Source organism: Scandinavium sp. (genome assembly GCF_032012665.1).
Taxonomy (GTDB): Bacteria; Pseudomonadota; Gammaproteobacteria; order Enterobacterales; family Enterobacteriaceae; genus Scandinavium.
Genome location: NZ_DALZVG010000002.1, coordinates 256,645 through 279,029, shown reverse-complemented (window position 1 = coordinate 279,029; position 22,385 = coordinate 256,645). Strand labels below are relative to the sequence as shown.

19 protein-coding genes are annotated in these 22,385 nt (G+C 56.0%); 3 read left to right on the top strand and 16 right to left on the bottom strand.

Features of this window, described 5'->3' with window-relative positions; all coding sequences use genetic code 11:
• Positions 1 to 43 precede the first annotated feature (43 nt).
• From hisJ to pdxB, 12 genes are all read right to left on the bottom strand, one after another.
• Positions 44 to 826 (bottom strand): histidine ABC transporter substrate-binding protein HisJ, encoded by a 783-nt coding sequence (hisJ, locus tag RTU33_RS03200; RefSeq protein WP_312625236.1) that lies wholly within the window; start codon positions 824 to 826, stop codon positions 44 to 46.
• 255 nt (positions 827 to 1,081) lie between these two features.
• On the bottom strand, positions 1,082 to 1,864 hold the full coding sequence (argT, locus tag RTU33_RS03195) for a lysine/arginine/ornithine ABC transporter substrate-binding protein ArgT (protein ID WP_312625235.1): 783 nt from the start codon (positions 1,862 to 1,864) through the stop codon (positions 1,082 to 1,084).
• 289 nt (positions 1,865 to 2,153) lie between these two features.
• Positions 2,154 to 2,726 (bottom strand): UbiX family flavin prenyltransferase, encoded by a 573-nt coding sequence (locus RTU33_RS03190; protein ID WP_312625234.1) that lies wholly within the window; start codon positions 2,724 to 2,726, stop codon positions 2,154 to 2,156.
• Positions 2,727 to 2,820: 94 nt separating this feature from the next.
• Positions 2,821 to 4,338: an amidophosphoribosyltransferase gene (gene purF, locus RTU33_RS03185; protein WP_312625233.1), complete on the bottom strand. Its 1,518-nt coding sequence runs from the start codon at positions 4,336 to 4,338 to the stop codon at positions 2,821 to 2,823.
• A 33-nt stretch (positions 4,339 to 4,371) separates the two neighbouring features.
• Positions 4,372 to 4,860 carry a colicin V production protein gene (gene cvpA / locus RTU33_RS03180; protein ID WP_312625232.1) on the bottom strand — a complete coding sequence of 163 codons (489 nt, stop codon included), beginning with the start codon at positions 4,858 to 4,860 and terminating at the stop codon, positions 4,372 to 4,374.
• A gap of 289 nt (positions 4,861 to 5,149) precedes the next feature.
• Positions 5,150 to 5,863, bottom strand: a complete 714-nt coding sequence (dedD, locus tag RTU33_RS03175; RefSeq protein WP_312625231.1) for a cell division protein DedD — start codon at positions 5,861 to 5,863, stop codon at positions 5,150 to 5,152.
• Entirely contained in the window at positions 5,853 to 7,121 is a 1,269-nt protein-coding gene (gene folC / locus RTU33_RS03170; RefSeq protein WP_312625230.1) for a bifunctional tetrahydrofolate synthase/dihydrofolate synthase, read from the bottom strand. Before folC ends, dedD begins: the two co-directional genes overlap by 11 nt.
• A 71-nt stretch (positions 7,122 to 7,192) precedes the next feature.
• Positions 7,193 to 8,107 carry an acetyl-CoA carboxylase, carboxyltransferase subunit beta gene (gene accD / locus RTU33_RS03165; RefSeq protein WP_176504257.1) on the bottom strand — a complete coding sequence of 305 codons (915 nt, stop codon included), beginning with the start codon at positions 8,105 to 8,107 and terminating at the stop codon, positions 7,193 to 7,195.
• A 176-nt stretch (positions 8,108 to 8,283) separates the two neighbouring features.
• Positions 8,284 to 8,943, bottom strand: coding sequence for a DedA family protein (locus RTU33_RS03160; RefSeq protein ID WP_312625227.1), 660 nt, complete (start codon positions 8,941 to 8,943; stop codon positions 8,284 to 8,286).
• A 25-nt stretch (positions 8,944 to 8,968) separates the two neighbouring features.
• Positions 8,969 to 9,781, bottom strand: coding sequence for a tRNA pseudouridine(38-40) synthase TruA (truA, locus tag RTU33_RS03155; RefSeq protein WP_312625225.1), 813 nt, complete (start codon positions 9,779 to 9,781; stop codon positions 8,969 to 8,971).
• Positions 9,781 to 10,794 carry an aspartate-semialdehyde dehydrogenase gene (locus RTU33_RS03150; protein ID WP_312625223.1) on the bottom strand — a complete coding sequence of 338 codons (1,014 nt, stop codon included), beginning with the start codon at positions 10,792 to 10,794 and terminating at the stop codon, positions 9,781 to 9,783. Before RTU33_RS03150 ends, truA begins: the two co-directional genes overlap by 1 nt.
• Before the next feature lie 67 nt (positions 10,795 to 10,861).
• Positions 10,862 to 11,998 (bottom strand): 4-phosphoerythronate dehydrogenase PdxB, encoded by a 1,137-nt coding sequence (gene pdxB, locus RTU33_RS03145; RefSeq protein ID WP_312625221.1) that lies wholly within the window; start codon positions 11,996 to 11,998, stop codon positions 10,862 to 10,864.
• A gap of 105 nt (positions 11,999 to 12,103) precedes the next feature.
• Here pdxB and flk point away from each other — a divergent pair, with 105 nt between their 5' ends.
• A complete protein-coding gene (flk, locus tag RTU33_RS03140) occupies positions 12,104 to 13,105 on the top strand; it encodes a flagella biosynthesis regulator Flk (RefSeq protein ID WP_312625220.1) in 1,002 nt (333 codons plus the stop codon).
• 64 nt (positions 13,106 to 13,169) lie between these two features.
• On the opposite strand, the gene RTU33_RS03135 is transcribed toward flk, so the two are convergent.
• Positions 13,170 to 14,633, bottom strand: coding sequence for an aspartate aminotransferase family protein (locus RTU33_RS03135; RefSeq protein ID WP_312625219.1), 1,464 nt, complete (start codon positions 14,631 to 14,633; stop codon positions 13,170 to 13,172).
• Positions 14,634 to 14,650: 17 nt separating this feature from the next.
• Positions 14,651 to 16,033 (bottom strand): diaminobutyrate--2-oxoglutarate transaminase, encoded by a 1,383-nt coding sequence (locus RTU33_RS03130; RefSeq protein ID WP_312625291.1) that lies wholly within the window; start codon positions 16,031 to 16,033, stop codon positions 14,651 to 14,653.
• 617 nt (positions 16,034 to 16,650) lie between these two features.
• Here RTU33_RS03130 and lysC point away from each other — a divergent pair.
• Positions 16,651 to 18,039, top strand: a complete 1,389-nt coding sequence (lysC, locus tag RTU33_RS03125; RefSeq protein ID WP_312625218.1) for a lysine-sensitive aspartokinase 3 — start codon at positions 16,651 to 16,653, stop codon at positions 18,037 to 18,039.
• Positions 18,040 to 18,114: 75 nt separating this feature from the next.
• On the opposite strand, the gene fabB is transcribed toward lysC, so the two are convergent.
• The gene (fabB, locus tag RTU33_RS03120; RefSeq protein ID WP_312625217.1) at positions 18,115 to 19,329 is read right to left on the bottom strand and encodes a beta-ketoacyl-ACP synthase I; all 1,215 of its coding nucleotides are present in this window, start codon (positions 19,327 to 19,329) and stop codon (positions 18,115 to 18,117) included.
• Positions 19,330 to 19,487: 158 nt separating this feature from the next.
• Between fabB and mnmC the strand changes: the two genes are divergently transcribed.
• The gene (mnmC, locus tag RTU33_RS03115; RefSeq protein WP_312625215.1) at positions 19,488 to 21,497 is read left to right on the top strand and encodes a bifunctional tRNA (5-methylaminomethyl-2-thiouridine)(34)-methyltransferase MnmD/FAD-dependent 5-carboxymethylaminomethyl-2-thiouridine(34) oxidoreductase MnmC; all 2,010 of its coding nucleotides are present in this window, start codon (positions 19,488 to 19,490) and stop codon (positions 21,495 to 21,497) included.
• Here the strand turns inward: mnmC and RTU33_RS03110 are convergent.
• A complete protein-coding gene (locus RTU33_RS03110) occupies positions 21,484 to 22,341 on the bottom strand; it encodes an AraC family transcriptional regulator (RefSeq protein ID WP_312625213.1) in 858 nt (285 codons plus the stop codon). The two genes, mnmC and RTU33_RS03110, sit on opposite strands and share 14 nt — an antisense overlap.
• Positions 22,342 to 22,385: the final 44 nt, after the last annotated feature.

Sequence of the window (22,385 nt, the reverse complement as noted above, 5' to 3'; positions counted from 1 at the left end):
CCGTGAGCCCCGGGAACGTCGGCGCTCACGGTGAAAACGGCAATTACTCGCCGTATACGTTAAAATCGAAATACTTCTTCGCCAGCTTGTCGTAGGTGCCGTCGGCGCGCATTTCGGCAAAAGCTTTATTCAGGGCAACACGCAGTTCGTTATCCTCTTTACGCAGGCCCATACCGGTCCCCACGCCGAACAGTTTTTCATCCTTAATAGACGGGCCGCCAAACTGATAATCTTTGCCAACCGGCTGCTTAAGGAACCCTTCGCTTGCCGCCACTTCATCCTGGAACGCGGCATCAATGCGCCCAGCCGTCAGGTCAGAATAGATGTTGTCCTGGCCCTGATAGGAGACAATTTCGATGCCTTTCGGTGCCCAGTGCTCGTTGCCATAGGTTTCCTGTGTGGTGCCCTGAAGAACGCCCACGCGTTTACCTTTCAGCGTGGCCAGGTCCGGCGTGACCGGGCTGCCCTTTTTCACCACCAGGCGAGAATCTGCGGCATAGAGTTTGTCGGTGAAGGCAATCTGCTGCTGGCGTTTTTCCGTAATGGAGAGTGAGGACATAATGGCGTCGATTTTTTTCGCCTGCAGCGACGGGATCAGCGCATCCAGCGGGTTCTCAACGAAGGTACATTGCGTATTAATACGCTTACAGAGCTCTTTAGCCAGATCGATATCAAAACCAACCAGTTCACCCTGCGCATTCTTGGATTCGAAGGGAGCATAAGTCGGATCTGTGCCAATGCGGATTTTCTGCGGAATGGCTGCGAAGACCGTAGAAACGCTGGAAAGTGCCAGCACAAGAGAAAGAGACAACGCCAGTTTTTTCATAACTATCCTCAACAGACTGTCATTTAACGGGTAATCAGAAGTATCAGAGCAGTTATCGTGCCACCATTCATGCGGATAAGGCAAAAGGTTATCGGGGCAAGTACGCACTTTTTTTGCATTAAAGATGCTTAACTATGCATTATAGCACCATTTTAGTGCATCAATTGCACCACCAAAAAGCAAAACCCGGTTATGCCACACATGTATAGATAACTGCTCAGCCCGCAAGGCCCGGTTACCCGGGCCAGGACAGTCTTAGTCACCGTAGACGTTAAAGTCGAAGTACTTCTTCGCCATCTTGTCGTAGGTGCCATCTTTGCGCAGCGAATCGAAGGCTTTGTCGAAAGCCGCTTTCAGCTCGGTATCATCTTTACGCAGGCCGACACCGGTGCCGTCACCGAAGTATTTTTTGTCCTTCACGGATGGGCCCGCAAAAGCAAAGTCTTTCCCGGCAGGCTGTTTGAGGAAGCCCTCGCTCGCGGCGACTTCATCCTGGAAAGCAGCATCCAGGCGGCCGGCAGCCAGGTCAGAATAAATCAGGTCCTGGTTCTGATAGGCCACCACGTCGACGCCCTGGCTACGCCATTTGTCGTTGCCGTAAGTTTCCTGAATAGAGCCCTGCAATACGCCCACGTGCTTGCCTTTAAGCGATTCGATAGTTGGCACGATCGGCGAACCTTTCGCCGCGATCAGTCGCGAGTCAGCAGCATACAGTTTCTCGGAGAAATTAATCTCCTGCTGGCGTTTTTCGGTGATGGAGAGAGAGGAGATGATGGCGTCAATTTTCTTCGCCTTCAGGGACGGAATCAGGGAATCGAAATCGCTGCCAACCCAGGTGCATTTCACCTGCATGCGCTTGCACATCTCATTACCCAAATCGATATCAAAGCCGACAAAATCCCCTTTCGCGTCCTTGGAAGAGAACGGAGCGTAGGTGGCGTCAGTCCCGATACGAACAGTCTGCGGCAGCGCAGCAAAGACGCTGGAAGCACTGCCGATCCCAAGCATTAAAGAGAGAGCCAGAACTGTCTTCTTCATACATTACCCTTAAGTGTCGTGATGCTGTTGCGTGTTATGTCGTTGTGTTGTGTGTAGCAGACCTGCTCTGCACGTTTTATGCCACCTTAACGAGCTGCTCAAAAAAACAGCGTTAAGTGTGTTAATGAATAGTTGCAGAGTTGTCTTAGAAATGAAAGATAACAGCAATGGCAAATAAACCGCAGCGCTAAACGGTGAAAAAGGGGATTAAATGTTGAGGATTTGATCGGGATTACAAAATCGCCCGACGGCAACGCATGCACCAAAAAGATGCACTATCTTAGTGCGCTTATTGCGCCCCTTGCCAGCGGGTGAACAGCTCCTGCGGCAGGGTGATATCAAACTGATCCAGCACGCGGTTAACAGTCTGATTAATCACGTCATCCAGAGTCTGTGGCTGATGATAAAACGCCGGAACCGGCGGCATGATCACGGCCCCTATCTCTGCAGCCTGAGTCATCAGGCGTAAATGCCCAAGGTGCAGCGGCGTTTCCCGCACGCACAGCACCAGCGGACGGCGCTCTTTCAGCACTACATCAGCGGCTCGCGTCAGTAAGCCATCAGTGTAGCTATGAACAATGCCGGACAGGGTTTTGATTGAGCACGGAAGGATCACCATTCCGGCAGTTTTGAAGGAACCGGAGGAAATGCTGGCGGCAATATCGCGCGCGTCATGCACGACATCTGCCAGCGCCTGAACTTCACGCAGGCTGAAAGGCGTTTCCAGAGAGAGCGTCTGGCGGGCGGCCTGGCTCATGATCAGATGGGTTTCCACCTCTGCGACATCACGCAGCACCTGCAGCAGCCGAACGCCGTAAATCGCGCCGCTGGCACCGGAAATTCCAACAATGAGTCGTTTCATGATTGCGCCCTGTCTTCATACTGGGGCTGACTGTGCCGTAAATTACGGCGAGTTGCAAGGAAAGACGCCCTCCTGCAAGAGGGCGTAGTCGGGATTAACCTTCGTTGTGCATCTCCAGGTTTTCCACTTCATTCTGACGCTGGAGCGCCTTCGAATCGTCGTTACGCAGCGTATCGAGATAGTCGAGATACTGCTGATCCACATCTTTGGTCACGTAAACGCCATTGAATACCGAGCATTCAAACTGCTGAACGTCCGGATTCTCGGCGCGCACCGCGTCGATCAAGTCGTTCAGATCCTGGAAAATCAGACCATCCGCACCGATGATCTGGCGGATTTCATCCACTTCGCGACCGTGGGCAATCAGCTCCGTGGCGCTTGGCATATCGATGCCGTAGACATTCGGGAAGCGAATTTCCGGCGCGGCGGAAGCCAGATAAACTCTCTTCGCCCCCGCTTCACGAGCCATCTCAATGATTTGCTCAGAAGTGGTACCACGCACGATGGAGTCATCCACCAGCAGCACGTTTTTATCGCGGAACTCAGCGCGGTTAGCGTTCAGCTTACGACGCACGGACTTACGGCGCAGCTGCTGGCCTGGCATGATGAACGTGCGGCCCACGTAGCGGTTCTTCACAAACCCCTGGCGGTACGGCTTGTTCAGGATACGGGCGATCTCCAGCGCGATATCGCAGGACGTTTCCGGGATAGGGATCACCACGTCGATGTCCAGATCTTCCCATTCACGCGCGATCTTCTCACCGAGTTTGGTCCCCATATTCACGCGTGCGCTGTAGACCGAAATTTTGTCAATGAACGAGTCCGGGCGTGCAAAGTAAACGTACTCGAACAGGCATGGATTGCTCACCGGGTTATCAGCGCACTGGCGAGTAAACAGTTGCCCTTTTTCGGTGATGTAAATCGCTTCGCCCGGCGCGACGTCGCGCAGGAATTCAAAACCAAGGGTATCAAGCGCGACGCTCTCAGACGCCACCATATATTCGATGCGTCCATCGCCGATGTCGCGTTTACCGAGCACCAGCGGGCGAATCCCGTTCGGGTCGCGGAAGGCAACCATGCCATGACCGATGATCATCGCCACGCAGGCATAAGCGCCGCGGATCAAGCGGTTGGTGGCGGCAATTGCCGCAAAAATGTTATCGGCTTCCAGCGGATAATGGCGGAAGTTATCCAGCTCGCTGGCGAAAACATTGAGCAGAATTTCAGAATCGGAGGTGGTGTTGATATGGCGGCGCTTCTCTTCAAACAGCTTCTTGCGCAGCTCGTGGGCGTTGGTCAGATTGCCGTTGTGCGCAAGAGTGATGCCGTAAGGTGAGTTAACGTAGAAAGGCTGCGCCTCGGAAGCGCTGGAGCTGCCTGCAGTGGGGTAGCGGACGTGACCGATCCCCATATTGCCCTGCAGGCGCTGCATATGCACGGCGCCAAACACATCGCTCACCAGGCCGTTGGCTTTACGCAAACGGAAGCAATTGTTTGCATCAATGGTGATGATGCCCGCGGCATCCTGCCCACGGTGCTGAAGCACCGTTAACGCGTCATAAATCGACTGGTTTACCGGCATAACACCGGCGATACCGACAATACCGCACATACGTCATTTTCCTCGTTCAGAACTCCCCAAAGCTTATGCTTTGGGCAAGAAACTCGACGAGCTTTGCAGATAGTCAAAGAACATTCTGATGACGACGCTGAACTGCGGGATCAGCTGTGACTTTTGCCAGTCATCGCTTTTTGAAAAGCCGGTAAAGGTGTCGAGGAAGAACAGAATGGCGGCAACGATAAGCACTCCACGCAGCGCACCAAAACAGATCCCAAGCACCCTGTCGGTTCCCGACAGGCCCGTCTTTTCAACCAGTGTACCGATAACGTAGTTAACGATAGCGCCGACGATAAGCGTCGCGATAAACAGTACCGCGATAGCAATCCCGTTTCGAACCAGTTCGTCTTCAAAGCCCGTAAACCAGACAGACAGGTAAGTGTAGTAATGACTGGCAACAAAGAAAGCACAACCCCAGGTTACCAGTGACAATGCTTCACGAACAAAGCCGCGGATAAGGCTTACCAGACAGGAAAAACCAATCACCGCAATAATGGCGTAATCAATCCAGACCATAGTCGTCCCACGATTTTACGCCCTGTCGTCCAGTTCGGGGCGCATTCTAACAGAAAAAGAAAACGTTTGCGTAGGGATTTCCTTTCCCCGCCCAAATAAAAATGGCGCTGAAAAAACGTTCAACGCCACCTGAGTTTTTAGCCTTATAAGGGCTAATTCACTCCCATCGACGGCTGCCGATGATGTCTCCTGCTTTCACTTTTGCCGGGCGGAACTACGTTTGCCCGACCTATGGTTCAGCCCGTTTTTGTCGGCCGGACAAGCTTTAGCGCCATCCGGCAATTCAACCTCAGTTCGGGCTGTACCCCATCACCACGCCGTTCAGCCCGGAAAGCTGATTCAGTTCGCCAAGCGAGCCTTTCATCTTATCTTTCGACGCATCCGGCCCAACCAGAATTCGGGTAATTTTACCCTGTACCGGCGTGGACGGCGCGGTAAACACGCGATAGCCCGCCCCGCGCAGCTTGCCGACGATTTCGTTTACTTTATCGGCATTTTTCAACGCCCCCAACTGCACAACATAAGCTTTGCCCGTTGGTGCTGGTTTATCCGCTGCGACAGATTTCTGTGGCGCCGGCGGAGCCTCTGCGGCAGCGGCAAGCTGCTGGCTGGTATTATCACGCTGAGGTTTTGGTGGCGATTGCACCTGCGGCTTTGGCGCCACCGGTTTTGGCTTCGGCTGCGGCACGGGCTGTGCGGTCTCGTCCATCTCATTACCGCTGTTATTGGCCGCATAGCGCGACGCATCCAGCGACGGTGCCGCCGCATCACCGGCCCTAACTTCTTCCGCCGCCCCTTCCGGTGGCTGAGAAGGCAGCGCCTGCGTCACGGCGGGCAGCATATCCGGCTCGTCTTTGTCTCCAGGCTTTGGCACCAGCGGAATCGCCGCGAACTCATCCTGATAATGCTTTTTCTGACCATCCAGCAGACCCGGAAGCACAATAACGCCCAGCGCCACCAGCGCAATGGTTCCGACTAAACGATTCTGAAACTTACTCGCCACCGGCTCTCCCCGCGTCCATCTCATCCATTACATGGGCTACCGTATGGAATGAACCACACACCAGCACCGTATCTTGCGGACGTGCATCCGCCATCGCGGCATGCCACGCCTGCGCTACAGTGGCATAGACTGCGCCATCCCGCAAATGTTCCACAAGCTGTTCCGCCGTGGCGCCGCGCGGCCCTTCCAGCGGCGCGCAATACCAGCCGTCCACCACGTCAGACAGACATGCCAGCGTTCCGGCGATGTCCTTATCATGAAGCATACCAATGACCGCCAGCGTGCGCCCGGCGGCAGGCTGCATTTTGAGACGTTCGGCGAGATAAGCCGCCGCATGCGGATTATGCGCCACGTCCAGAATCACCCGCGGAGATTCACTCACAATCTGGAAACGCCCCGGCAGCATCGCATTCCTGATACCTTCCCGGAGCGCCTGCTCGCTCACATCGAGCCCGCTCGCGCGTAGCGCCGCCAGCGCCGTTGCGGCATTGGGCTGTGGCACCAGAGGCAGAGGCAAATCGTTTAGCGTGCCCTGTGCGTCTCGGAATGCCCAACCGTTGCTCTGTACGTCATAGTCCCAGTTAACACCACGACGCAGCAGCACAGCACCCTTCTCCTGCGCCACATCAGCAATGGTTTGCGGCATATCGGGTTCGCCGACAACCGCAGGCTTGCCACCACGGAACACGCCCGCTTTTTCACGACCAATGCTTTCGCGATCGGGCCCAAGCCAGTCGGTATGATCGAGCGCAATGCTCGTCACCACGGCCACATCGGCATCAACAATATTCGTGGCATCCAGGCGTCCGCCGAGCCCAACTTCAAGGATAACCACATCCAGCTGCGCTTGCTTAAACAGCCACAGCGCCGAAAGCGTGCCGAACTCAAAGTAGGTCAGGGAGATATCACCGCGTGCCTTTTCGATTTCAGCAAAGGATGCAGTGTGTGCCGACTCAGCCAGTTCACCCCCTTGCACGCGCACACGCTCGGTGTAGCGCACCAGATGCGGAGAGCTGTAAACGCCAACTTTCAGGCCCGCTGCCGTCAGCACTGATTCAATCGTACGGCAGGTCGTGCCCTTGCCGTTGGTGCCCGCCACGGTAAACACAAAGGGGGCCGGTTTCTGCACGTTCATTCGGGCTGCGACTTCGCTCACGCGAGCGAGCCCTAAATCGATAGTTTTACTGTGCAGATGTTCCAGATAAGAAAGCCACGTAGCGAGGGGCGACGTGGCGAGAGGAGTCAGTTCTTTTTCCATGATGCCCGCGATAGTTAACGGTGAACACAAGCAAAAAGGGCAGCGCCGTCTGGCCCTGCCCTTTTGCATTATCAGGCCTCTGGTTCCTGATCCGGTACCGGCGGTACCACCACGGCTTCGCGCGGCGCATCCGGGTTCGGTGCCGGGAGATTCATCAGCTTCGCCAGAATGCTGGCAAGCTTAAAGCGCATTTCCGGACGACGAACGATCATGTCGATCGCGCCTTTCTCGATCAGGAATTCACTGCGCTGGAAGCCCGGCGGCAGTTTTTCACGTACGGTCTGTTCGATTACGCGTGGGCCGGCAAAGCCGATCAGCGCTTTCGGTTCAGCGATGTTCAAATCGCCAAGCATCGCAAAACTTGCTGAAACGCCGCCCATGGTCGGGTCGGTCAGAACGGAAATGTACGGCAGACCGCGGTCCTGCATTTTCGCCAGCGCCGCAGAGGTTTTCGCCATCTGCATCAGCGACATCAGGGCTTCCTGCATACGAGCACCGCCGGAAGCGGAGAAGCAGACCATCGGGCAGTTGTTTTCCAGCGCATATTCCACCGCACGGACGAAACGAGCACCCACAACGGAACCCATTGAGCCGCCCATAAAGGAGAACTCAAATGCCGCGCCAACGACCGGCATGCCAAACAGCGTGCCTTTCATTACCACCAGCGCGTCTTTCTCGCCGGTTTCTTTCTGGGCAGAGGCCAGACGATCTTTGTATTTCTTGGAGTCACGGAACTTAAGCAAATCTTTCGGCTCAAGCTCGCTACCCAGCTCCACGAGCGTGCCTTCATCCATCAGGCTATGCAGGCGATTACGCGCTGACATTCGCATGTGGTGATCGCACTTCGGGCAAACCTCCAGGTTACGCTCCAGCTCGGCGCGGTACAGAACCTGTCCGCAGCTGTCACATTTGGTCCATACCCCTTCCGGGATACTCGCCTTGCGGGTGGGGGCTATGTTGCTTTTAATTCGTTCAATCCAGCTCATTGATAACCTTTCTGCCTGAACCTGGCCGATGCCAGTTTTTGCTGTAAGCGGCGAATAATGCCATTTTTAGGGCTTACAGACCATGAAATGTTGCACATTAAAACATAAGAGCCCTGAACATGGGATAAAAAAGTGGTCGAACCGCTGCCACTTCCCCGCCTTTCAGGGCCCGTTGTTTATTTTGCCTGCTTCGCTGCGGCGCGCTTGTGTCGGATAATCTCGATAACCCCCGGCAGAACCGACAGCACGATGATAGCCACGATCAGCAGCTTCAGGTTTTCCTGCACAATTGGCAGGTCACCGAACAGGTAGCCCGCATAGGTAAACAGCAGCACCCACAGCAGCGCACCAATCACGTTATAAGTCGCAAAGTGACGATAGGACATATGCCCCATTCCCGCCACAAACGGCGCGAAAGTACGAACGATCGGCACGAAACGAGCAAGAATGATGGTCTTGCCGCCGTGTTTCTCATAAAACTGATGCGTTTTATCCAGATAGCTGCGACGGAAGATTTTTGAGTTCGGGTTGCTGAAGAGCTTTTCACCGAACAGTCGTCCGATGGTGTAATTCACCGCATCACCGACAATCGCCGCAATGACCATCAGCACAACCATCAGATGCACGTTCAGATCGTTAGTCGGCAGCGCGGACAGCGCCCCGGCAATGAACAGCAGCGAATCGCCCGGCAGGAACGGTGTCACCACCAGCCCCGTTTCACAGAACAGGATCAGGAACAGAATGGCATAAACCCAAACGCCGTACTGAGCGACCAGTTCGGCGAGATGCACATCAATATGCAAAATAAAATCAATCAGAAAGCGAATCAGATCCATAGTTGCTTAACCTTAAGTGACTGCATTAGTCCGCTAAAAACAGCGGGCCCATTGGCGGTTTTGGCAGGTCGAAACGTTCCGGATAATCCACCGCAACGAGATATAACCCCTCCGCTTTCGCCGTCGCTGCCGCCAGCGTTCTGTCCTTCGCTGCCAGCAACTCTGCAATCCAGCTCTCCGGCTGGTTTCCGGCACCCACTTCCATCAGGCTGCCCACAATGTTCCGCACCATATGATGTACAAAGGCATTGGCCTTAATATCCACCACCACATAAGCACCGTAACGCTCAACGTTAATGTGCATCACGTTTCGCCACGGCGTGCGCGACTGGCACTGCACCGCGCGAAACGAGGTAAAGTCATTCTCACCGAGCAGGCTCTGGGCCGCACGCTGCATCTTTTCGGCATCCAGAGGATGATAGTAGTGCGTCACGCCCTGGCCCAAAATCGCCGGACGCAGCCGCTGATTGTAGATGATGTAGCGATAACGGCGCGCGGTCGCGCTGAAGCGGGCGTGGAAATCATCCGGCACGGCTTTAACCCAACGCACGGCAATATCGTCGGGTAAATTGGCATTGACTCCAAGCGTCCATGCAACATCTTTGCGTTCAGCGTGAGTTTCAAAGTGCACCACCTGCCCCGTACCATGGACACCGGCGTCGGTGCGCCCCGCACAGAGTACGTTGATGGGTTCGTTCGCCACTTTGGAGAGCGCTTTTTCAAGCTTCTCCTGCACGCTGCGCACTTCATTCTGACGCTGCCAGCCGTAGTATTTGCTGCCGTCGTACTCGATACCGAGCGCGATTTTAAACCGTGGCAGCGATTCCACTTCAGACATCAGTACATGTACTCCTGAACCAGTTTCTCGGCGATCTTCACTGCCATCAGCGCGCCGCCGAAGCGAACGTTATCGGCCACCGACCAGAACTGGATTTGCTCCGGCATGCCGTAATCGTTGCGCACGCAGCCAATCGAGAGATGAGCAGAGCCGGAGGCATCGGCCACCTGAGTCGGGAAGTCAGTGGCTTCCGACAGGGCAATATCTTCCTGGCGCTCGAACGCATCACGCGCTTCTTCTGCCGCTAACGGACGCATCGCTTCAAAGTTAACCATCTGCGCGTGACCGTAGAACACTGGCGCACGCACACAACTGGCGGAAATCATCAGGCCTTCATCCTGCAAAATCTTGCGGGCCTGATCGACAATCCGGCGCTCTTCGGTGACGCTACCTTCGCGATCCACCAGCAGCGGCAGCATATTGAACGCCAGCTGACGACCGAAGAAATCGTCTTCATCAATCGGAATGCCGTTCAGCAGCTTGGCGCTCTGCCCTGCCAGCGCATCCACCGCTTTTTTACCCTGCGCGGAAGCCGACATCAGGCTGGTCACGGAAATACGCGACAGACCGCCTTCGTCGATCAGCGGTTTCAGTGCAGTCAGCAGCTGGCTGGTCAGGCTGTCAGGCACCGCGACAATATTGCGGTTGCGGTAATCTGCCAGCACAAACGGGTTCACTTCCGGCACGACCAGCGGCACGTCTGGCTCAAGAGCGAACAGGCCACTCAAATCAATCACCAGGCAGCCCGCATTCGCAGCTTCTTCGGCCCAGGCAGCAGACGCTTCAACGCCCGCGGCAAAAAACGCCAGCTGAACCTGAGTCCAGTCGAATCCGGCAACATCCTGCACGCGAAGGGTTTTGCCTTCGTAGCGCAGCGCCTCGCCCGCGCTCTCGCTGCGCGCCAGGCCATAAATCTCGCCCACCGGGAACTGACGCTCTGCAAGAGTTTCAAGCAAGGCTTCACCTACGGCGCCCGTTGCGCCCAGTACGGCAATATTCCAGCCTTCAGACATGGTGGTTTACTCCAGAAATAAAATAGCCGCCCCGCCAGAGTATCTGGCAGGGCGTATTAAGAAGACATTAACGCGCGGCGTGATGAACGGCGTTGAAGCCCAAATTTTTCAGCAGTTCGGCGCTCTTTGCGTCATCGCACAGGACATGCAAAGAGGACCACTCGCGGCGCTCAAGGTAATTTTTGCGCAGCTTGTCAAACTCGCCCGGGATCCCCGCCACCTTCCGCAGCGGCGCATCATCGCGGCGCACATCATACACCAAATGCACCAGCCTTTTTAGCGTCGCCTGATCGAGGTCGCCGTGCAGCGTGATGCGACCAAATTCCGGGGCTGGCAGCAGCGTTTCAAGCGCAATCTGGTGGCGCTTGCCGATAAATTCGCTGTACGCCTCAAACACCTGCGTAGTGCCACGCGCTTTCCCTTCGAGGGTGTAGCCAGCGATGTGCGCAGTACCAATGTCGACGAGAGAAAGCAGCTCAGTATTAAGATCCGGCTCCGGCTCCCAGACGTCGAGCACCACGCTCAACTTCTGCCCGGCCTTGAGGCATTTCAGCAGCGCGGCGTTATCCACCACCGGTCCACGGCAGGCGTTAATTAAGATGCAGCCTGGCTTCAGGCGCGAAATCAGCGCCTCGTCCGCCAGATGCAGCGATTGATAAGGCCCCTCTTTAAACAGCGGCGTGTGGAATGTAAGGACGTCGGCCTGCTGGACCAGCTCGTCGAGGCTTCTGAAATCACCTTCGTCGCCTTTATCAGCGCGAGGAGGATCGCAAAGCAGGGTGCGGATACCCAGCGCTTCAAGACGTTTTTGCAAACGACCGCCGACGTTACCTACGCCCACGATGCCCACGGTACGATCTTTCAGGGCAAAGCCGTCGCGCTCGGCCAGCATCAGCAGCGCGGAAAAGACGTATTCCACTACGGCAATGGCGTTGCAGCCGGGCGCTGCGGAAAAGCCGATCCCGGCCTGCGCCAGCCACTTCTCATCGACATGATCGGTACCCGCCGTTGCGGTGCCGACAAACTTTATCCCTTTCCCTGCCAGCAGCGATTCATTCACTTTGGTAACCGAACGCACCATCAGGGCATCAGCGTCATCCAGCTCATGCTGAGGAATCGGACGGCCCGGAACCGCCTTTACGTCGCCCAAACGGCTAAAAAGCTCGCGGGCATAGGGCATATTTTCATCAACAAGGATTTTCACGGTACTGTACCTGTCTGAAACGAGAGTTAACCGGGGAAGTGTGCCATAATCTTGCCGCCAGTAACACTGAGCCTTGAGAACACCGACGGACATGCAGGATTTATCATGACGCAACCCATTTCAGGTCTGCCCGCCCGCCCTCCGGGGGAAGCACCACCCACCAGCAAGCTCGGCGACCAGCCGCTCTCCACGCAGCAGCGCACGGTGCTGGAACGTCTGATCACGCGGCTTATCGCGCTGACCTCGCAGCAAAGCGCCGGGGTGTGGGCTGGCATGAAGCACGATTTAGGTCTGAAAAACGATGCGCAGCTGCTCTCAAGGCACTTCCCGGCGGCGGAGCAGAACCTCAACCAGCGCCTCGCCAGCGCCCAGCAAAGTCACGAAGTGCGTCAGGTCGTGGCCCAGCTCACCGAGCTGCTGAGCCAGGGCAACAATCGCCAGGCGGTGAGTGATTTTATCCGTCAGCAGTTTGGTCAGACTGCCCTGAGCCAGCTGACGCCCGATCAGCTCAAAACGGTTTTGCAATTGCTGCAAACCAACCAGTTGACCATTCCGCAGCCGCAGCAGCGTCCGGCAACGGACCGGCCGCTTCAGCCCGCCGAACACAACACGCTCAATCAGATGGTCACCAAAGTGGCCGCCGCCACGGGCGAATCCAGTAAGCTCATCTGGCAGTCGATGCTGGAACTTTCCGGCGTCAAAACCGGTGAGCTGATCCCCGCCAGGCATTTTAATCAGCTAATGACCTGGCTACAGGCGCGTCAAACGCTGAGCGAGCAGCCAGCTCCCACGCTTACCAGCCTTCAGGCAGCATTAAAGCAGCCGCTGGACGCGCAGGAATTTAACACCCTGCGCGATTATGCTCAGCAGACGTGGCAGGCGGCACCGCTCACCGTACTGACGCAAGCCCAGGTCCAGGATTTGCTTAATCAGATCTTCCTGCGGCGCGTTGAGCGCTCTCAGGAGACGCTGGACACCCGCTATGTTCAGCCGATTTATAACCCGTTCACGCCGTTTATTGAACAGATGAAAGCGATGTCTGCCCGCCCGGGCCTGATGCTTATCGCGGCAATCGTGGTGGTGATTCTGCTGTGGATAGTCATTTAGCAGGCATAAAAAAACGCCAGCCCGGTCAATGACCTGAGGCTGGCGTTGATACCGCCGGGATGAATCAGGCAGTAAGGAGTTTCTGCGCCGTCTCTTTTACGCTTGCCAGCAATACCTTGACGTCGTCGAGGCAAACGGTCGGGTTCAGCAGCGTCATCTTCAGGCAGGTTATGCCGTTCGCTTCCGTCACGCCCACGTTAGCGCTCCCGGAGGCCAGCAGCACGTCCCCGATACGCTGGTTCAGCAGTGCGACAAAAGCCGGATCCTGCTGCTCAGGGCGGAAGCGGAACAGCACGCTTGCCAGCTGCGGCGTCATCACCAGTTCCAGCTCAGGCTGTGCCTGCACATATTCCGCAACCTGCTGCGCCAGCGTCACGCCGTTATCAATGATGGCGGCGTACTGCTTTTTACCCAACGCTTCAAGGCCCATCCACAGCTTCAGGGCATCAAAGCGGCGCGTGGTTTGCAGGGATTTCGACACCAGATTCGGCACGCCGTGCTCTTCGTCAAAATCAGAGTTCAGGTAAGCCGCCTGATAGCGCATCAGCTCGTAGTGGCGGGCGTCTTTCAGCAGGAAGGCGCCGCAGCTGATGGTCTGGAAGAACTGCTTGTGGAAGTCGAGCGTAACCGAATCCGCCAGCTCCAGACCGTTCAGATAGTGACGATAGTGCTCAGACAGCAGCAGTGCTCCACCCCATGCCGCATCCACGTGCATCCAGATGTTTTCTTCACTGGCCAGCGCAGCAATTTCCGTTAACGGATCGATGGCACCGGCGTCGGTGGTGCCGGCGGTAGCCACAATCGCCATCACCTGTTCGCCGTTCGCTTTCGCCTGCGCCAGTTTGGCTTTCAGGTCGGTAACGTCCATGCGCGAGAAAGCATCGGTTTCCACCTGCGTCACAGACTGGTAGCCCAGCCCCATCAGCGCCATATTCTTCTGCACTGAGAAGTGAGCTTCTTTGGAGCAGAACACCTTCAGCTTGCTGAGGTTCCCCATCAGGCCATGCTGCTGAACGGAGTGACCCTGACGGGCAAAGAAGGCGTCACGCGCCAGCATCAGCCCCATCAGGTTGCTTTGCGTGCCGCCGCTGGTGAACACACCCGCGTCGCCTGCCGCATACCCTACCCGATCTCGCAGCCATTCAATGAGTTTAACCTCAATAATGGTTGCCGACGGGCTCTGGTCCCAGGAGTCCATGCTCTGGTTGGTGGCGTTGATCAGCACTTCCGCGGCCTGGCTTATCACCAGGCTCGGGCAGTGCAGATGCGCCACGCACTGCGGATGATGCACCGACAGGCTGTCTTTCAGAAAATACTCTACGGCGCGCTCGATGGCGGCCTGGTTGCCCAGGCCCTCCGACGTAAACGCCAGCTGAATACGCTCGCGCAGCTGCTCCACGGTTTTGCCCTGGTACATCTCAGGCTGCTTCAGCCATTCAACAACGGCCCGGGTGCTCTGCTCGATCGCTTCCTGATAGGCGGCAACGCTCTGCGCCGACCCGGACAGAATTGGGTTCACTTCTGACATTGGCGTTCCGACTCCTGTCAAACCGGCTTCACGCCAGCGTTGAGCATGGCGTTTTCAAATTTATCGAGGAAGATTTCCAGCTCTTCGCGGGTGATGAGCAGCGATGGCAGCAGACGCAGCACGCAGCCGTTACGGCCGCCGCGCTCAAGGATCAGCCCGCCTTCGAAGCATTTTTTCTGCAGCAGCGCAGAAAGCTCACCGTCCGCCGGGTAGCAGCCCATGTGATCCTGTGCTTCGTTTGGCTTAACGATCTCAATGCCGATCATCAGGCCCAGACCGCGCACGTGGCCAATCACCGGATAGCGTTTTTGCAGCTCTTTCAGCTTACCTTTCAGCCACTCGCCTTTCGCGGCAACCTGTTCAGCAATGCCTTCTTCCTTAAGGATTTTCAGCGTGGTGAGGCCAGTGGCCATCGCCAGCTGGTTACCGCGGAAGGTGCCGGTGTGGTGGCCCGGAGACCAGGCGTCAAACTGTTTCTTGATGCCCAGTACGGCCAGCGGCAGGCCACCGCCGACGGCTTTTGACATCACGATGATGTCTGGCTCAATGCCAGCGTGTTCGAAAGCGAACAGCTTACCGGTACGCGCAAAGCCCGCCTGCACTTCATCGATAATCAGCAGAATGCCGTGTTCCTGAGTCACTTTACGGATGCGCTGCAGCCACTCCGCCGGAGCCGGGTTAACGCCGCCTTCGCCCTGAACGGCTTCAAGGATCACCGCCGCAGGCTTACGCACGCCGCTTTCAACGTCGTTAATCAGGTTATCGAAATAGTAAGTCAGCGCTTTCACGCCCGCCTCGCCGCCAATGCCCAGCGGGCAGCGGTACTCATGCGGATACGGCAGGAACTGTACTTCCGGCATCATGTTGCTGACGGCTTCTTTCGGCGACAGGTTGCCTGTCACAGAGAGTGCGCCGTGAGTCATGCCGTGGTAGCCACCGGAGAAGCTGATAATGCCGGAGCGACCGGTCACTTTTTTCGCCAGCTTCAGCGCCGCTTCTACCGCATCGGCACCGGATGGGCCGGTGAACTGCAGGCAATATTCGCGGCCCTGGCCCGGTAAAAGGGAGAGCAGATAAGCGGAAAACTCGTCTTTTAATGGCGTAGTCAGATCGAGCGTATGTAACGGCAAGCCACTTGTGATGACACGTTGAATGCTTTGAATCACATCGGGATGATTGTGACCCAGGGCCAGCGTTCCGGCACCTGCAAGGCAGTCAAGGTATTGATTATTTTCTACATCAGTAATCCAGACGCCCAGCGCTTTGGCAATCGCCAATGGCAGCTTACGCGGATAGCTCCTGACATTAGACTCAAACTCAGCCTGTCTTGTTAAATAGGTATCATTGCTCTGCGGTAATGAATAAGCACTTAAAGTATCAATACGGACTTTATCCGTCATCATATCACTCCTACAACCGCGGCTAACCTGACGCCGGATTGAATAATAGTTAAGGGATTGGCCTAAAAAAGGCGCGGCTAATATATGCCCTTTTGACAACGGACTCAATCATTAATTTCCCGTAGTTACAAAACAAAATTTCCCCTTATAAATCAAAAACAAAAAGGTGAAACTTAAATGATAAAGTTTAAAAACGGCGACAAAGCTGTCGTTAATTAAGCGAATCGGATCTCTATAAAGGAAGGCAAACAGAAACCACACGCCAGTTGCGGATTCATAAACTATTTACGGATTTTTACCTTTAAACTTGTAACAACTTATCAACAGGAAATTTTGTTTAAGAATCATTTATCTTAGAACGGCATAAAAATATCGCATCGCGGGAATAAATCACTTACTATCCCCCGGCTTTAATAATCCAGTTGTTGTAATAAAAAATTAATGCGCAAACACCGGTAACGTGTGACGGGCGAAACACGTTATCGACAACAGGAAGATTTCCTGGGTTGTCACCAGAGTTCTCCGCGGGCGGAGCACTCGTAAGGCGAAGCACGCTTCCCTTATGCCAAGAATGAAATTTTCTGCCATCCATGATGGCGCCCTGATATGAGATTGTTATGACACGCATTTATTCCCCTTTTGTCGTGGCCAAATTTGGCGGCACGAGCGTTGCTGATTTTGACGCAATGAACCGCAGCGCCAGTATCGTCCTCGCCGATCAACAAGTCCGTGTAGTCGTTTTGTCCGCCTCCTCAGGCGTAACCAACCTTCTGGTCTCGCTTTCCGAAGGGCTTACGGCCCAGGATCGCATCGACAAAATCGAGACGCTTCGTACGCTCACGTACGGCATCCTCTCCTCGCTGAAAAAACCTGACGCAGTCCGTCTCTCGGTTGATGCGCTGCTTGGCAACATCTCAGCTCTTGCTGAACAGGCTGCGGTGACGGCTTCGCCTTCTCTGAGCGATGAGCTTGTCAGCCATGGGGAACTTCTCTCCAGCCAGCTGTTCACGGCGATTTTGCGCGAACGCGAAGCGAATGCTCTATGGCTGGACGCGCGGGAAGTGATTCGCACCGACGCGAATTTTGGCTGCGCGGAACCGGACGTGGCGATGATTGCGCAGCAGGTACAAACCCGGCTGCTGCCTCATCTGGAAACGGCCATTGTCGTCACCCAGGGCTTTATCGGGAGTGATGCTGAAGGGCATACCACCACGCTTGGCCGCGGCGGCAGCGATTACACCGCCTCTCTGATTGGTGAAGCGCTGAACGCACGCCGGGTGGATATCTGGACGGACGTTGCCGGGATCTACACCACCGACCCACGCATCGTGCCCCAGGCGCAGCGCATCGGGCAGCTTTCGTTCAGTGAAGCCAGCGACATGGCGGCCTACGGTGCGAAGGTGCTGCATCCGGCAACGCTGATGCCCGCCATGCGTAAAAATATCCCGGTGTTTGTAGGATCGAGTAAAAACCCTGACGCAGGCGGCACGCTGGTCTGTCGCGAAACAGACAATCCTTCAGGCTACCGGGCGCTTGCCGTCCGCCGCAAGCAAACGCTGGTGAAATGCCGCCGTCCGCACGCGCAGCCTGCGGTAGATTTCAACGCCCGTATTTTTTCTCTGCTGGCCGAGCATAACCTGCAGGCGGAGCTGGTGAGCACTTCGGAAAGCGGCATAGCCTGGATTCTCGACGCTACCTGCGCAACCTCCGGCGATGACAGCATGCTGCTCGAATCCTTACAGACCAAGCTCGCGGCGCATTGCCAGCTGGAAATAGAAAGCGGGCTGGCGCTGATGACGCTGGTCGGCCATCAGCTTTCGCAGTCCGAAAGCATCTGTCGGGACGTGTTTACCCCGCTGGAAGGCTACGCAGTACGCATGATTTGCCATGGTGCAGGGGAGAACAATCTCAGCGTTCTGCTTCCCGGTGATAGCGCCGATAGCGCCGTGAAGATGTTGCACAGACAGCTGTTCGAACAACCAGAGGTGCAACGCTACGCATCCTGATTGTCGCCTGCATCGCTGCATTCAGACGTAAAAAAAGGAGCCATTCGGCTCCTTTTTCATGTTCAGACCTGAGTCTTATTTCAGCTTACGCATGACCAGCGTGGCGTTGGTGCCACCGAAGCCGAAGCTGTTAGACATCACGGTGTTCAACTGGCGTTCGGTCGGCTGGGTGACGATGTTCAGGCCAGCGGCCTGCTCGTCCATCTCATCAATGTTGATGCTTGGGGCAATGAAGCCGTGTTCCAGCATCAGCAGAGAGTAGATAGCTTCCTGCACGCCTGCAGCACCCAGAGAGTGACCGGTCATGGCTTTGGTTGCAGAGATTGCCGGGCTGTTGTCACCGAAGACTTCACGGATTGCGCCCAGCTCTTTCACGTCGCCTACCGGCGTAGACGTGCCGTGAGAGTTCAGGTAGTCGATTGGGGTATCAACACCGTGCATCGCCATCTTCATGCAGCGCGCCGCGCCTTCACCGGATGGAGCAACCATGTCAGCACCATCGGACGTTGCGCCATAACCAACGATTTCTGCATAAATATGTGCGCCGCGAGCAAGCGCGTGCTCCAGTTCTTCAACCACGACCATGCCACCGCCGCCTGCGATGATGAAACCGTCACGGTTCGCATCATAAGTACGGGACGCTTTTTCCGGCGTTTCGTTGTATTTGGTTGACAGTGCGCCCATTGCGTCGAACTCACAGGCCATTTCCCAACCCAGTTCTTCGCCGCCGCCGGCAAAGACGATGTCCTGTTTGCCCAGCTGAATCTGCTCTACTGCGTTACCGATACAGTGTGCGGAAGTGGCACAAGCAGAGCTGATGGAGTAGTTCACGCCGTGAATTTTAAACGGCGTTGCGAGGCACGCGGAAACCGCAGAGCCCATGGCTTTGGTCACAACATAGGGACCGACTGCCTTCAGGCCACGCGGGCTACGCATTGCGTCAGCGCCGAATACCTGAGCTTTAGAAGAACCACCGGAGCCGGCAATCAGGCCTACGCGCGGGTTGTTCTGATAATCTTCTGCTTTCAGGCCAGCGTCTTCAACAGCCTGCTGCATGGAGAGGAAAGCATACACAGAGGCATCGTTCATGAAACGAACCACTTTACGGTCGATCAGGCCCGTGGTGTCCAGTTTGACGTTACCCCAGATGTGGCTACGCATACCAGAATCTTTGAATTCTTGAGAGAAAGTGATCCCAGAGCGACCTTCACGCAGGGATGCCAGGACTTCCTGCTGGTTGTTACCGATGCTGGAAACGATACCCAGGCCAGTAATCACTGCACGTTTCATTCAATACCTCTGTAAGTCATACTCATTAAAGTGTCGAGTCGCACAATAGCGTACACTTGTACGCTGAACAAGTCCGATCAGACAATTTAAGTATAAATTTGCGCCGCCAGGCACACATCGCTAAGATCGCCCCACGCCTTGCCTTGCGAGTAACTTACGTGAAACAAAACGCCATACAACCTGCCAACCTCGAATTTAACAATGAGGGTACACCTGTTTCCCGAGATTTCGATGATGTCTACTTTTCCAACGATAACGGTCTGGAAGAGACAAGATTCGTTTTTCTGGGCGGTAACCGGTTACCTGAACGCTTCGCCAGCCACGATCGCGCTCACTTCGTGGTGGCCGAGAGCGGATTCGGTACCGGACTGAATTTCCTGACGCTCTGGCAGGCCTTTAATGCGTTTCGCGGCTCGCACCCTGAGGCTACGCTGCAAAGGTTACATTTCATCAGTTTTGAAAAATTCCCGCTGCGCCTGGACGATCTTAAGCTCGCGCATCAGCACTGGCCTGAACTGGCAGAGCTTGCCGGGAAACTCCAGGCCCTCTGGCCACTGCCGTTCTCCGGCTGCCACCGCTTACTGCTCGATGAAGGGCGCATCACGCTCGATTTGTGGTTTGGCGACATCAACGAACTGGTCGACACGCTCGACGATTCTCACCATCAGCAGGTGGATGCCTGGTTCCTCGACGGCTTCGCGCCATCAAAAAACCCGGACATGTGGACACCGACGCTGTTTAACGCCATGGCCAAACTGGCACACCCGGGCGGCACGCTTGCGACGTTCACTTCCGCAGGATTTGTGCGCCGTGGCCTGATTGATGCCGGTTTTTGCATGCAAAAGAGCAAAGGCTTTGGCCGCAAACGGGAAATGCTTACCGGATATCGTGACGACTCGCAGCCAGCACAGCCCCGGGCGCCATGGTTTGCCCGCACGGGCAGTGAAACCAGAGAAACGGCCCTTATCGGCGGCGGCATTGCCAGCGCTATGCTCTCCCTCGCGCTGCTTCGCCGCGGCTGGCAGGTCACGCTCTATTGTGAAGACGCCATTCCGGCACAGGGCGCATCCGGCAACCGTCAGGGCGCGCTTTATCCTTTATTAACCGCTCACGATCCGGCGCTGGCGAGGTTCTTCCCAGCGGCGTTTACCTTCGCCCGCCGCCTGTACGATGCGCTTCCCGTTGAGTTTGACCATGACTGGTGCGGCGTGACACAGCTGGGCTGGGATGAAAAAAGCGCGCAGAAAATTGCCCGGATGCTGACGCTCGGCCTGCCGGCGGAAATCGCCGCAGAAGTCACCGCAGAAAACGCCCTGAACAGCATCGGCCTCGAAACCGGGTGTTCAGGCATTCAGTATCCGCTTGGCGGCTGGCTGTGCCCGGCGCAGCTGACGGCAGCAGCCATTGAGCTGGCCTGTAAAAACGGGTTGACCGTGCGCTGGAACCACCGCTGTGAAAATCTCGAAGCAACGGAAAGCGGCTGGACGCTGCACTTCGCCGACGGTAAAAAGCAGCACCACGCAAGCGCAGTCCTCGCCAACGGGCATCAGATCGGCCAGTTCACACAAACCGCAGACCTTCCGGTGTACGCCGTTGGCGGCCAGGTCAGCCATATTCCCACATCGCCTGAGCTGACCAGGTTACGCCAGGTGTTGTGCTATGACGGCTATCTGACGCCGCATAATCCACGCACTCAGCAGCACTGCATCGGTGCCAGCTATCATCGCGGACAGACGGAAATGGCTTACAGTGAGGAAGATCAGCAGCGCAATCGCCAGCGTCTGATCGACTGTTTCCCGCACGCGCAATGGCCGCAGGAAGTCGATATCAGCGAGGGCAAAGCCCGCTGCGGCGTGCGCTGCGCCACCCGCGATCACCTGCCGATGATCGGCAACGTGCCGGACTACCTGCAAACCCTTGAAAGCTACGCCACGCTTGCGCAGGACGTGGAGCACGCGCCTACGGCGCCGGTTCACAAAAATCTGTTTATGCTCGGCGCACTGGGCTCCCGCGGGCTGTGCTCTGCCCCGCTGGCGGCGGAAGTTCTCGCCTCACAGATGAGTAATGAACCTCTGCCGCTGGATGCGACCACGCTCGCTGGTCTCAGTCCAAACCGACTGTGGGTCCGCAAGCTACTGAAAGGAAAAGAGGCAGTCAAAGCACGCTGATACGCAGGCGGGCCTGCTTGCGATACTGCAACGGCGTCTGATGCATCATGCGCTTAAAGCAGGTAATGAAGTAGGTCACGTCCTGGAAACCGACCTTCGTCGCAATCGCATCCACGCTCATCTCACTGGTGCGCAGCAAATCACAGCTGCGCTTCAGCCGGCGCGTCAGTAAATATTCATGAATGCTGCCGCCGGTCTGCTGGCGGAAAATCCGTGACGTGTAGCTGCGTGAGAGCCCGATATCGCCCGCCAGCGCCTCCAGCGAAAACTTCTCCCCATAATGCTCCTCCAGCCACTGCATGATTTGTGCCGACGCCGTTTGCTGCTGCGGGCGGTTCTCTGCCGATTGTTCAGGCAAAAGTGACATTATCTGCATCACCAGAAAGGCAACCTCATCCGCCGGATAGTGCTCCCGGCAGTCAAGCGCCGCAAATCGCGTCAGAATGGTTTCCATATAGTCAGCGTGTTGGTGAAGATCGATAGCCTGAGCGGGCGCACCGGAGGCGGCAAGGCGAGAAAACTGCGCCTGAAAACGGGGAAACTGTTGCAGGGTACTTTCTACCGCCGACTGCTCAATGTGCATGGTAGAACGGTGATAATGATTCCGTTCGCCGTCATCAACGTGCACTTTATGCAGGCGAAACGGCGGGAAGATAAACAGCCGTCCTGGCCGGGCGGTATAATGCTGGTTATCAACCACAACGATGCCATAGCCCTGAGAAATATAAAGAAATTCCACGCACTGGTGCCAGTGATAGTACAGCGCGCTGGAGCCCCACATCCGGTTAAAAGAGATAGCCTGATGCTCAAGCGTGATCCTTTCCAGTAACTGCGAGTCGCCCATTTTGCCACCATGACAACAGAATTAAATTTTTAGCCTACGGTTTG

Bases quoted from the DNA above. Each gene is read 5' to 3' on its own strand.
- RTU33_RS03150 (WP_312625223.1), bottom strand. From the start codon at position 10,794: ATGTCTGAAGGCTGGAATATTGCCGTACTGGGCGCAACGGGCGCCGTA.
- RTU33_RS03160 (WP_312625227.1), bottom strand. From the start codon at position 8,943: ATGGATCTGATTCGCTTTCTGATTGATTTTATTTTGCATATTGATGTG.
- RTU33_RS03130 (WP_312625291.1), bottom strand. From the start codon at position 16,033: ATGACGGATAAAGTCCGTATTGATACTTTAAGTGCTTATTCATTACCG.
- cvpA (WP_312625232.1), bottom strand. From the start codon at position 4,860: ATGGTCTGGATTGATTACGCCATTATTGCGGTGATTGGTTTTTCCTGT.
- flk (WP_312625220.1), top strand. From the start codon at position 12,104: ATGACGCAACCCATTTCAGGTCTGCCCGCCCGCCCTCCGGGGGAAGCA.
- fabB (WP_312625217.1), bottom strand. From the start codon at position 19,329: ATGAAACGTGCAGTGATTACTGGCCTGGGTATCGTTTCCAGCATCGGT.
- lysC (WP_312625218.1), top strand. From the start codon at position 16,651: ATGACACGCATTTATTCCCCTTTTGTCGTGGCCAAATTTGGCGGCACG.
- purF (WP_312625233.1), bottom strand. From the start codon at position 4,338: ATGTGCGGTATTGTCGGTATCGCCGGTGTTATGCCGGTAAACCAGTCG.
- accD (WP_176504257.1), bottom strand. From the start codon at position 8,107: ATGAGCTGGATTGAACGAATTAAAAGCAACATAGCCCCCACCCGCAAG.
- RTU33_RS03190 (WP_312625234.1), bottom strand. From the start codon at position 2,726: ATGAAACGACTCATTGTTGGAATTTCCGGTGCCAGCGGCGCGATTTAC.
- RTU33_RS03110 (WP_312625213.1), bottom strand. From the start codon at position 22,341: ATGGGCGACTCGCAGTTACTGGAAAGGATCACGCTTGAGCATCAGGCT.
- truA (WP_312625225.1), bottom strand. From the start codon at position 9,781: ATGTCTGAAGTGGAATCGCTGCCACGGTTTAAAATCGCGCTCGGTATC.
- RTU33_RS03135 (WP_312625219.1), bottom strand. From the start codon at position 14,633: ATGTCAGAAGTGAACCCAATTCTGTCCGGGTCGGCGCAGAGCGTTGCC.
- folC (WP_312625230.1), bottom strand. From the start codon at position 7,121: ATGGAAAAAGAACTGACTCCTCTCGCCACGTCGCCCCTCGCTACGTGG.
- hisJ (WP_312625236.1), bottom strand. From the start codon at position 826: ATGAAAAAACTGGCGTTGTCTCTTTCTCTTGTGCTGGCACTTTCCAGC.
- argT (WP_312625235.1), bottom strand. From the start codon at position 1,864: ATGAAGAAGACAGTTCTGGCTCTCTCTTTAATGCTTGGGATCGGCAGT.